The sequence below is a fragment of the Mucilaginibacter sp. P2_A4 genome (assembly GCF_056405015.1).
In genome coordinates this window covers 150,036-161,565 of the sequence record NZ_JBFUCX010000003.1, presented here as the reverse complement: position 1 = coordinate 161,565, position 11,530 = coordinate 150,036, and the positions used below count along the sequence as shown (strand labels likewise).

Annotated in this window: 11 protein-coding genes; 5 read left to right on the top strand and 6 right to left on the bottom strand. The window is 42.0% G+C overall.

Annotation, left to right across the window (positions count from 1 at the left end; translation table 11 throughout):
• Positions 1-15 precede the first annotated feature (15 nt).
• A complete protein-coding gene (locus AC1DYB_RS07280; protein WP_295721874.1) occupies positions 16-708 on the top strand; it encodes a response regulator transcription factor in 693 nt (230 codons plus the stop codon).
• A gap of 111 nt (positions 709-819) precedes the next feature.
• On the opposite strand, the gene AC1DYB_RS07275 is transcribed toward AC1DYB_RS07280, so the two are convergent.
• Together AC1DYB_RS07275 and AC1DYB_RS07270 are read right to left on the bottom strand one after the other, a co-directional pair.
• Positions 820-1,278 (bottom strand): DUF6036 family nucleotidyltransferase, encoded by a 459-nt coding sequence (locus AC1DYB_RS07275; RefSeq protein ID WP_477433629.1) that lies wholly within the window; start codon positions 1,276-1,278, stop codon positions 820-822.
• Positions 1,279-1,485 (bottom strand): hypothetical protein, encoded by a 207-nt coding sequence (locus AC1DYB_RS07270; RefSeq protein ID WP_477433627.1) that lies wholly within the window; start codon positions 1,483-1,485, stop codon positions 1,279-1,281. It abuts the gene before it with no gap.
• A gap of 117 nt (positions 1,486-1,602) precedes the next feature.
• Between AC1DYB_RS07270 and AC1DYB_RS07265 the strand changes: the two genes are divergently transcribed.
• Entirely contained in the window at positions 1,603-3,171 is a 1,569-nt protein-coding gene (locus AC1DYB_RS07265) for a M28 family metallopeptidase (protein WP_477433625.1), read from the top strand.
• A 57-nt stretch (positions 3,172-3,228) separates the two neighbouring features.
• Here the strand turns inward: AC1DYB_RS07265 and AC1DYB_RS07260 are convergent, their stop codons facing one another.
• From AC1DYB_RS07260 to AC1DYB_RS07250, 3 genes are all read right to left on the bottom strand, one after another.
• Positions 3,229-3,678, bottom strand: coding sequence for an RES family NAD+ phosphorylase (locus AC1DYB_RS07260; RefSeq protein ID WP_477433623.1), 450 nt, complete (start codon positions 3,676-3,678; stop codon positions 3,229-3,231).
• A gap of 3 nt (positions 3,679-3,681) precedes the next feature.
• Positions 3,682-4,173: a type II RES/Xre toxin-antitoxin system antitoxin gene (parS, locus tag AC1DYB_RS07255; RefSeq protein ID WP_477433621.1), complete on the bottom strand. Its 492-nt coding sequence runs from the start codon at positions 4,171-4,173 to the stop codon at positions 3,682-3,684.
• Positions 4,174-4,234: 61 nt separating this feature from the next.
• Positions 4,235-5,638: an MBL fold metallo-hydrolase RNA specificity domain-containing protein gene (locus tag AC1DYB_RS07250; RefSeq protein ID WP_477433619.1), complete on the bottom strand. Its 1,404-nt coding sequence runs from the start codon at positions 5,636-5,638 to the stop codon at positions 4,235-4,237.
• A gap of 167 nt (positions 5,639-5,805) precedes the next feature.
• Between AC1DYB_RS07250 and AC1DYB_RS07245 the strand changes: the two genes are divergently transcribed.
• Together AC1DYB_RS07245 and AC1DYB_RS07240 are read left to right on the top strand one after the other, a co-directional pair.
• Positions 5,806-6,177: a BlaI/MecI/CopY family transcriptional regulator gene (locus AC1DYB_RS07245; RefSeq protein ID WP_295721860.1), complete on the top strand. Its 372-nt coding sequence runs from the start codon at positions 5,806-5,808 to the stop codon at positions 6,175-6,177.
• A gap of 2 nt (positions 6,178-6,179) precedes the next feature.
• Positions 6,180-8,135 (top strand): TonB family protein, encoded by a 1,956-nt coding sequence (locus tag AC1DYB_RS07240; protein ID WP_477433617.1) that lies wholly within the window; start codon positions 6,180-6,182, stop codon positions 8,133-8,135.
• Between the two features lie 203 nt (positions 8,136-8,338).
• Here the strand turns inward: AC1DYB_RS07240 and AC1DYB_RS07235 are convergent, their stop codons facing one another.
• Positions 8,339-9,742 (bottom strand): tetratricopeptide repeat protein, encoded by a 1,404-nt coding sequence (locus tag AC1DYB_RS07235; RefSeq protein ID WP_295721855.1) that lies wholly within the window; start codon positions 9,740-9,742, stop codon positions 8,339-8,341.
• A 240-nt stretch (positions 9,743-9,982) separates the two neighbouring features.
• Between AC1DYB_RS07235 and amaB the strand changes: the two genes are divergently transcribed.
• A complete protein-coding gene (gene amaB / locus AC1DYB_RS07230; protein ID WP_295721970.1) occupies positions 9,983-11,524 on the top strand; it encodes an L-piperidine-6-carboxylate dehydrogenase in 1,542 nt (513 codons plus the stop codon).
• Positions 11,525-11,530: the final 6 nt, after the last annotated feature.

Below are 11,530 nucleotides of genomic sequence, written 5' to 3'. Positions count from 1 at the left end.
TCAGGACAAAAAAACATGAAGAAAATATTACTGGTTGAAGATGATGCCAATTTGGGTTTGCTGTTACAGGATTACCTGCAGCTAAAAGGTAAGTTCGATGTTGTTTTGTGCAAGGACGGGGAAGAAGGTTTACGGGCCTTTACCAAGCAGGTTTATGATTTGCTGATACTTGATGTGATGATGCCCAAAAAGGACGGCTTTACATTAGGTAAGGATATCAGGAAGATAAATCCTAATGTGCCTATCATTTTTGCTACTGCAAAAAGTATGATAGAAGATAAAACACAGGCATTTAACCTTGGCGGCGATGATTATATAACCAAACCGTTCCGTATTGAAGAGCTGTTGCTGCGTATTAACGCCCTGCTTAAGCGCACCAGCGGCACCGAAAAATCTGAAGAAGAAAAACAAACCAGCTTCAAAATAGGTCGCTATTCATTTGATTACACCTCGCAGATCATCACCATAGGCGAATCGAATCAAAAATTATCAACCAAAGAAGCCGAACTGCTTCGCCTGCTGTGTATGCGCAAAAACGAGGTGCTTACCCGCGAAGAAGCCCTGCTCAACATCTGGCATGATGATAATTACTTTAATGGCCGCAGCATGGATGTATTTCTAAGCAAAATCCGTAAGTACTTAAAGGATGATCCCAATGTGGAGATCATTAATGTGCATGGCCGGGGGTATAAATTGCTAATCAATTAATTTCAGCTCGATATGTCTGTTGCCATTGTTATTCTGGATGCTGAATTGTAGCGTTTTCCAGGACATGTTATTAGTATAAAACCGTATGCTTTTTGTGGGTGGAACGCTTAATTAAAGGTTTTTGGTTAAGTTATCTAAATCGTCAAGGTCCTTATATCTGCCCGATGCCTTTTTAGCATTAATAAGGTCATTCAAATGAATAGTTCTGACAAGTAAACCATCTTCTTCAAAATAGATAGCGCTATTATAACAAGAATCAAAGTCAACCCCCAGTGCAGATGTCATTACATCAATAGACGCCGGAGGTCTGCCAAATGTAAAAACCTCTATATTTTCATTTAAAAATTTCTCCTCCGTCATATCAAAAACGGGCATACCGAAATGCAAAAATGCGGTTCTTAGCTTTCTATAATTGTCAACTGTTTTTGCAACCAAAATATCCATGTCACCGGTAGTTCGCGGGTGCCCGTGCAAAATGACAGAATACCCACCAATCAGCACATACTTAACGTCATTCTTATTAAGTTGGTCAATAAAATCTCTGAAATCCTGATTGAAAATATTACCCATCTATTTTCCCCTCGTCCTGATACTGAACACGGTTTTGTCCATTCTTGGAGGATTATTCTCCGGATAATTATAAGCAACGCTATTCAAGTAGTTTGCTATGCGTAGTCTTTCCTGCCAGGTAAGCTGTTTATAATACGCTGTTTGGTCGGCGGCTTCTTTAGCTGTCTGGGCTTTAAAAGCAGTCCGGTCTAATCTAAAATCGCTCATAGTTCAAATATACCGCAAAAAATTTTACATGTAACAAATTTGTTAAGCCACAGTTATGGTTTTATGCTGATTAATAAATAGGTTTGTTTACTGACTGATCTCATTATTTAATTAACTATGAAACTAAAATTACTTTTTTCATGCCTCTTATCTGCAGGCATAGGTGCTCAGCTGTTTGCACAAGAAACAGTTGACCCGGCAATGGTCCAAAAAATAAGGGAAGAGGGTTTAAATCACTCCAAAGTGATGGAAACCGCTTTTTACCTAACCGATGTATCTGGTCCCCGGTTGGCTAATTCTCCCGGATTAAAACGGGCGCAGAACTGGGCCGTTGAGCAATTGAAAACATGGGGAATGGCAAACGCTAAATTAGAACCATGGGGCAAGTTTGGCAAAGGCTGGGAAGTTCAAAAAAATTATGCAGCTATTACCGTTCCTTACTACCATGCTATTATAGCTATCCCTAAAGCATGGACCCCTGGCACCGGCGGATTGATCAAAGGCGATGTAATGGTTATAAAAGCAGATTCGGCTGCCCAGCTTGACCATTATAAAGGTAAGCTGCAAGGCAAAATTGTAATATTTGATACCAAACCACTTACCGAGCGTACCTTCAAATCTGATGCTGCCCGTTATACCGATGAGGAACTGGCTACTATGGAAAAGGCGACAATGGCCCCCGCCCGCCCGCGCACTCCCGTTGATCCAAACTCAGCTCAGTTTGCTGCAATGCGTAAATTACGCGCCTTCAGAGCATCATTGGGTACATTTTTAAAGGAAGAGAAAGTTGCTTTGGTGCTGACTCAGGCGCGCGGAACAGATGGTACCGTATTTACAACCAATGGCGCTTCATATGCCGATACCGCTAAAGCCGTAGCGCCAGAGCTGGAAACCAGCAGTGAAGATTATCAGCGTATTTTACGCCTGGTAAACGCGGGTAAGCCGGTACAATTGGAAGCTGATATTAAAACGCAGTTTTTTACCGATGATATGCAAGGTTATGACGTAGTTGGTGAAATACCGGGTACCGATAAAAAATTAAAAGACCAGGTAGTTATGCTTGGCGGCCATCTTGATTCATGGCATGCAGCAACAGGTGCTACTGATAACGCTGCCGGCAGCGCAGTAATGCTGGAGGCTATGCGTATATTGAAAACCATCGGTTTTAAACCAAAACGTACTATCAGGATAGCACTTTGGAGCTCTGAAGAACAAGGTTTGTTTGGCTCACGCGGGTATGTGCTGAACCATTTCGGCGATCCTAAAACGATGGAACTGAAGCCGGAGCAAGCCAAACTTTCGGCATACTATAACCTTGACAATGGTACAGGTAAAATAAGGGGCATCTATTTACAAGGCGACTCGGCAGCCGGGCCAATATTTAAAAGCTGGCTTGAGCCGTTTAAAGACCTTGGCGCTGCAACTGTAACCATCAGCAACACCGGCGGTACAGATCATCAGTCGTTTGATGCCGTTGGTATTCCGGGCTTCCAGTTTATCCAGGATGCCATTGATTACGGTTCACGCACCCACCACAGTAACCAGGATACTTATGACAGGTTAATTGAAGATGATTTAAAACAAGCAGCCACCATTATTGCATCGTTTGTATATAATACTTCGCAACGTGCAGAGATGATACCACGTAAGGCTTTGCCTAAGCCACAACCGGCAAGGGCGTTTTAAGGAATGCCGCTGGCATTACTCACTTAAAAAAAGCGATGGAGTTGATCCATCGCTTTTTTATTGTTTTATTCTTTGATCAAATGCGAACGGCATTGTTGTAACCAGCTTTATTTTTTTGAAATCATCATGTCCGGGATTAAGGAGGTAGTTTATTTCTTCGTCGATAATGGAGGAGGGTACAGCTAAAATAGCCGATTTTTTTTCTATGATCCATTTTTCGCCAATGCTTTGGGTCAAAGGCATTTGGTTAAAGTCTCGCCAATCGGGAGGCAAGTCGGTGATCTTGATGTTACTTATATTGATATTATCAGGGATCTTAATGGTCATGACATTAAAGGCCATGGTTAGGCCTATCTGGTTGCGGTGAACAACGTTTTCAAGGCAGGCTAATGATCGTGACGATGCGGTATATATCACCTCTACATCATTAGGGTTCCAACGGGCTGCCCTGCCCGAGGCTATCAGTTTACCAGAATATTTGGCAAGTGCAATACGGTATACCAGCATCTTTTAAGCCAGATCGCCAAATTGTATACGAATCAGTTCTTCTTCGATGAGCTGGATGCCTGTTATCGTATCCATGATATCAAAAGGTAGCCTGTTGCCAAGGCCATACGCAGGTGTATTAAGCCACTGATGAAATGCCTGCCCCGATCCGAATATGTCTATGCCGGTATCAAATAATGCAAAGGATTTAAGTAGCTTTTCGCTTAAGGCAGCATCCAGTTTTAAATCGCGGTTAACATGGTTTTGAATAGTTTTAACCGTGGTTTTAAATGTTTCCTGGAATTCATCCTGGGTAAAACCCGATAGTGATAAAAAATCGAGAGCCGTTTTTGCATCCAGCCCTTTTTTTGAACTGTTTAATAAACTGATGGCATCAGTGTATTTTGGACGGACATTATACCCCGCCTCAAAATCAGAAACATAACTAACAAGCGCATGTGTATGATAAGGCTTGGGCTTTTTTTGTTTTGTTGATGGATTTTTACCGTTTTCCATGATTTTTATCTCTTATTACAAATTTAGAAATTTTTCCGTCAAACAAAGAAATTTTTCCGAATTATTGTAAATCTATTCGCTGATGCTGATAAGGAATCTCGATATGTTTAAAGCCTTTCTCTTTTAACTTTTGGGCAAAATGTTGTTGAACCTCGTATTCGCCGTGAACAAGAAAAATCCCCTTTACTTTTTCCGGGTCCTGGGAAGCTATAAAATGAAGCAGATCCTCATAGTCGCCGTGGGCGCTCATTGATCTGATCGATTTTACTTCGGCATTAACGGTATATAGGTCGCCATAAATATGCACTTCCTTATCCCCGTTAAGCAAATGGCCTCCTAATGAGCTGGGTTCACAGTAACCAACCATTAAAATGGTGTTTTTATTATTGCCGATGTTTTGTTTAATATGGTGTTTAACACGCCCGGCTTCGGCCATACCCGATGAGGAAATAATAACACTTGGACGCAGGTCATCATTTAAAGCAATAGACTCCTCGGCTGATTCAATAAACCGGAGTCCTTTAAAGCCAAATGGATTGGGGTCGGTTTTTAGCACTTCTTTCACCGCCTTATTATAAACCTCGGGATGGTTCATAATCACCTCAGTAGCTTTTTTTGATAATGGGCTATCTACAAAATAAGGCAGATCTGGCAATACCCCTCTGAGTTCGAGCGCATTTAAAGCATACAATATTTCCTGTGTGCGCCCTACGCTAAACGCGGGAATGATCACTTTTCCCCGTTTAATCTCGCAGGTTTCTTTAATGATCTCTAATAAGGCATCCTCAATAGGGCCGATATCTTTATGCAGTGAATCACCGTAGGTTGATTCCAGCAAAATATAATCTGATTGATCAAATACCTGTGGATCATTTAACAACATATCATCATATCGCCCAACATCACCACTAAAAGTAATATGGGTAGGTTTTCCATCTTCCATTATTGATAGATGTACTGCCGCGCTGCCCAATATGTGGCCCGCATCTGTAAACTTTAGCCTCACCTGGGGCGTAATGTCAAACTCCTCATTATATTCAACAATTTTAAATAACCTGAGGGCCTCCATCGCCTGCTCATCGGTATAAAGCGGCTCTATTAATGGCTGGCCTTTACGGGCGAGGCGCTTGTTCATATAGGTGGCGTCTTGCATCTGTATATGTGCCGAATCAAGGAGCAGGATTCGCGTAAGATCCATAGTGGCCGATGTGCAATAAATAGGGCCATTGTATCCCTCGGCAACTAAGCGGGGTATTAATCCGCAGTGATCAATATGCGCGTGGGATAGCACCATGTGGTCAACTTTTTTCGGGTTAAATCCAAAATGCTCGTTCCAATCTTCAGATTGTTCCCCCATGCCCTGGAACATTCCGCAATCCAATAATATACAGGTGCCATCATTTAATTTGATGAGATGCTTGCTGCCGGTAACGGTACGGGCAGCGCCATGAAAGGTTATATTCATTTATAATTTGGTATGAAATAGCTGAACGAATATGGGCATTAAAAGTTTAATTTTAATAAAACTAAACTTTTAGTTGTTAATTTAATTTATAGTATTTACCTTAGATTAACCAATTGGAACGGCTGATGTGATTTTAAATAAACATCAGCAATTTTTACAAAAAGCACATGGAAATTAAAGAGTTAACCCGCGCCGAAGAACAAATTATGCACGTATTATGGCAACTGGAAAAAGCCTATGTAAAAGATGTGATCGATCTGCTACCTGAGCCAAAGCCGGCCTATAATACGGTATCAACCATTATCAGGATATTGGAAACAAAAGGGTTTGTTGGCCATACCGCATTTGGGAAAAGCCATCAGTACCATCCAATAGTAAGTAAAGATCAATACCAGGATTTTGCTTCAGATAAACTATTGAGTGGCTATTTTGATAATTCGGTTAATCGTATGCTTTCGTTTTTTGTGAAAAAGGAAAAGATCGACCTGAAAGAGGCTGATGAGATCATGAAACTGATTGAGAAACTTAAAGACAAGTAGTTATGAACTGGTGGCAATATTTATTACTGGTAAATATTTACCTGGTACTGTTTTATGTGTTTTACGTTTTATTGCTGCGTAAGGAAACCTTTTTCCAGCTTAATCGCATTTACCTGGTAACTGCGGCCCTATTGTCGTTTTTTATACCGGTTATACAGGCAGATTGGGTGCAGAACCTTTTTATTACGCAACAGGTAAAATATACCATTTATAGTATGCCGGTAATGGATTACCACTTTAAGCCCATTGACGACAGGCATATTAGCATGGGCGAAATATTAGCCATATTGTATTTAAGCGGAATATTGATTTTATCGGCAAAACTTACCTGGCAGTTATTTAAACTAAAAGAGGTGATTAGCAGGCCCCAGGCAGATGTTCCTTATTCCTTTTTTAAAACGGTAAAGCTAAATGATAGCAATGCTGATAATGCAGTGATTGAAGCTCATGAACAGGTACACGCTCAGCAATGGCATTCGGCCGATGTATTGCTTATCGAACTGGTGATGATCATCAATTGGTTTAACCCGGTAGTTTACCTGTATCGCTTTGCCATTAAACACATCCATGAGTACATTGCCGATAGGCAGGCCGTGCAGGCAGGCACCAGTAAAGCCGACTATGCACTATTGCTATTGACGCAAACATTTAATGCGCCGGCCCACCGGCTGGTGAATCCATTTTTTAATCACAGTTTATTAAAACAGCGTATTTTTATGTTACAAAAAAATAAATCACACCGAATCTCGCTCATTAAATATGGGCTTTCGGCGCCACTATTTATACTGATGCTTATTTTATCATCGGCAACCATCAACAATAGTAAAACTGTTACTGCTATTAACAGCAAGGCAGAGGAGCTATTTGTACTTCCTGCATCAAAGGTTGATTTATCTGTAATCCTTCCTGATAACAAGGATCAATTTGCGGATAATGAAAAAAACAACAGGCAGGATACAACCAATAAGAAAAGCAAAGTATTTAAAGAGGTTGAGCAATTGCCAGAGTTTCCGGGCGGAGTTGAGGCTTTCGGGAAGTTTTTAAGCACAAACATCAGGTATCCAAAAGACGCGCGGGAAAAGAAAATCCAAGGCAGAGATATCTGCTCCTTTATTGTTGAGGAAGATGGCTCGTTATCAGATATCAAGGTAGTAAAAGGCGTTAGTCCGGATATAGACAAGGAATCTGTAAGGGTACTTAAGCTTTCGCCAAAATGGAAAGCGGGTAAGCAAAACAATAAAAAAGTAAGGGTTCAATATGCGGTTCCGATAAGCTATACACTGGCTGATGATGGTAAGAAATCACCTCAAAGCAAAGTTGAAGGGATCGCTACCCCAGACAAGGTTCTTGGCGTATCTGGCCCCGACAAGAATGGGGTTTACAGGGCTGTTGAACAATTGCCGGCCTTTCCCGGCGGTATTGAAGCACTGGGCAAATTCCTGGGCTCAAACATAAAATACCCTAAAGCAGCCAGGGAGAAGGGAATTGAAGGCAGGGTTATATGTAGTTTTATTGTAGAGCCCAGTGGCTCGCTGTCAAATATCACAGTTGTAAAAAGTGTGAGCCCGGATATGGACGAGGAATCTGTGCGGGTACTTAAACTATCGCCCAAATGGATCCCCGGGATGGAGCATGGAGAAAAGGTAAGAGTACAGTATGCTATTCCGATAAGCTATACTTTGGAAGGTGACAAAAAGCCGGCAAAAACAGGAAACAAAACGGGTAGTGTGCAGGATACTGCTGCTATTCATAAAGGATCGCTTATCGCTGATAATGTTGTTACAGGTTCCAAACCGCTATATGTTTTGGACAATAAAATAATAGCAGAATCGAAATTTAAGTTGATCGACGTAAGTAATATAGAAAGTATCAATGTTTTAAAAGATAAAGACGCGACTGCCTTGTGGGGCGACAAAGGAAAAAACGGCGTAGTTTTAATTAATACAAAGAAAAGGTAGATGTGCAGATGTGCAGATTTCAGATGTGCAGATGATTTTGCAGATTTAAGATGACATTGAAGGCGCACAGATAACAGATGAAAAGAATCAAAACGTTTAGGCCATAAAAAAAGCAGGTGAAAATTAATTTCCACCTGCTTTTTCATTTAATATCATCAAATCATTGCAGCTCATTATCTGCATATCTGAAATCTGCACATTTGCTATTTCGTGTACCTGTTAATGATATCAACTATCACTTTGTTTTTTTGCAATTGAGGCAGATAATCAAACAGGATATAATGTTTTTCGGGATCGCTTGTTAAAGCCATTTCCAGGTGGTTGAGGGCTTCGTTGTAATCGCCTTTGGCAAACAGGTAAGCCACCATTCGGTAATACAATTCTGCTGCTTCGGGGTTATTCTTTATCGCCTGCGAAATGATCTCTATAGCGCCAACTAACCTTTGCTGCTCGTATAATATAGAGGAGTAATCAAGCCAGGCATCAATATCCAATGGGTTGAGCTCAACCACTTTTTCATAGGCTTGTTCAGCCTCGGTCATGTGGCCCAATTTATATTCCGCATCGGCAATGGCAAACCAGTAGTCTGCATTAGCAATATCAAGATCCAGCGCTTTTTTGTAAAAGTGCAGGGCTTCAAAATAACGTTCCTCAAAATCAAGCGTAACACCTATCCCAAACCAGGCATCAGCCAGCTTGGGATCCATTTTAACTGATTTTTTATAAAATGCGCGGGCATCATCCATTTGCTCCAGCTTTTCGTAGCATTCGCCAATAGCGCAATAAGTATCGGCATTTGGTTGCTCATACTCAAAGGTGTGGCGATAAACTTCAATGGCTTCGGCATATTTCTCCAGATTAACCAGGGCGTTACCCTTGTTAAAGTAGGCTGATGCAAAACTGTCTTTTATCAGGATAGCATAATCATAAGCATCTATCGCTTTCTCAAACAAACTCAGCTTGGTATAAGCGTTGCCCAAGTTGTACCATGCGGCATAGCTGTAAGGCTCATTATCAATATACTGCTGATAAAACTGCACGCTCTCCTGCTGGTTATCCATTACGTCATAGCAAAAAGCCAGTTCGTAAAGGGCATCCTGGTTTTCCATATTTTGCTTAAGGCAAAGCTTAAGGTAACTTATGGCAGTATCATAATCGCCCATGTTTTGGTAAACGTAGGCTATGTGCAGTAATATCTCGTCGGTTTCTTCGGCAAGGCCAAGGGCTTTTTCATAATTTTCCAGGGCTTCGCCAAACCGCTCCATGCTTTCATACAGGTTGCCGCGAATAATATAAATATCAGCATCAGAGGCCTCAAGCATAGCAGCCTTTTCAAGGGCGGCAAAAGCTTCGGGCACTTTGTTGCCCACTACAAGCAACTGCGCTTGTTTAATTAAAAAAACCGCTGCAAATGGGTGTTGATTACGTGCGTACTCGGCCACCTGCAGTGCCTTGGCGGGATCATTTTTTTCGATGTAATAGTCGATAATGTTCTCAAACGCCTGGGCATCAAAAAAGTACTGGTCGTGATTGCGGATCATCTCCTCGTACCGCTCTACCGAAAACTTTGGATCTTCGGTAAAACCAAATTCAAATTCTTCTTCCATTCAATTATGTTTGCAGAACATCCGCTTTAGGTTAACAATTAAAATTGCTTATTTAAAGACTTATTTAGTTGAAAATACAATAAGTAAGCGTCCAATCGACAATTTAGTTTTCAACATTCACACATTTTAACAAATGTTAATTGCAAAGCCTTGATAATTAATGACAATCAATTAGCAGGCAATGAGCGGGTGATCAAAAAATTGCCTTAAAGATTTTTACCTTTGACAAAAGTAACAATTATGAGCCTCGATATTACAGATATTCTAAAACGTTTACATATAAACGATATTAATGAAGCTTTTAGTACCGGCAGTAACTGGGGCAGCAGCCCCGATGCAACTTTAAAAGATATTACATCGCCCGTTGATGGCCAAAAGATAGCCACGGTTAAATTTGCTACCGAAGCCGATTATAACCAGGTAATTGAACAAGCCGCTAAAGCATTTAAAAGCTGGCGCCAGACTCCTGCGCCAAAACGTGGCGAGATAGTGCGCCAGATTGGGGAGGCCTTGCGTGCCAATAAGCAGGACCTGGGTACCCTGGTATCCTACGAGATGGGTAAAAGCCTCCAGGAAGGCCTTGGCGAAGTACAGGAAATGATTGATATCGCCGATTTCGCGGTAGGATTAAGCAGGCAGCTGTATGGCTTAACCATGCACTCCGAGAGGCCTGAGCATCGTATGTATGAGCAATACCATCCACTGGGTATTGTGGGTATTATTTCGGCGTTTAACTTCCCGGTTGCGGTATGGAGCTGGAATGCCCTGCTGGCCTGGGTTTGCGGCGATGTTTGTATCTGGAAACCCTCAGAAAAAACACCATTGACCGCCATAGCCTGCCAGCACATTGCGCAGGATGTTTTGAAAAGAAATGGCATTGAAGAAGGGGTATCAAACCTCATCATCGGCGATAGAAATATTGGTGAGTTAATGGCAAATGATACCCGCGTACCGCTCATATCGGCTACCGGATCAACCCGCATGGGTAAGGCTGTGAGCGCGGCTGTTGGCGCCCGTTTAGGCAAAAGTTTGCTGGAGCTTGGTGGCAATAATGCCATCATCATCAGCGAAAATGCCGACCTGGACATGTCACTTATTGGCGCTGTTTTTGGCGCCGTGGGTACCGCCGGCCAGCGCTGTACCAGTACACGAAGGCTTATTATACACGAAAGTGTTTACGAAGCTTTTAAACAAAAACTGGTGAGCGCTTACGGTCAAATCCGCATAGGTAATCCTCTGGATGAGCATAACCACATGGGGCCGCTGATTGATCATGATGCTGTTGCCCTGTACCTGGATTCTATAGAAAAATGTAAGGCCGAAGGCGGCAAATTTGTTGTTGAAGGCGGTAAGCTGGAAGGCGGCGCATATGCATCCGGTTGTTATGTAAAGCCATGTATCGCCGAGGTGGAAAATCACTTTAAAATTGTACAGCACGAAACCTTTGCACCTATCCTCTACCTTATAAAATATACTACGCTTGAAGAGGCTATCGACTTGCAGAATGGTGTGCCGCAGGGTTTATCATCGGCCATCATGACTAATAATTTACGCGAGGCAGAACAATTTTTATCATACGCTGGTTCTGATTGTGGAATTGCCAACGTAAACATCGGTACATCGGGCGCAGAAATAGGCGGCGCTTTTGGCGGCGAAAAAGAAACCGGCGGTGGCCGCGAGTCTGGTTCTGATGCATGGAAAGTTTACATGAGAAGACAAACCAATACTATTAACTATTCAAAAACGTTGCCTTTAGCCCAGGGGATCAAATTCGACCTCTAAAATTTT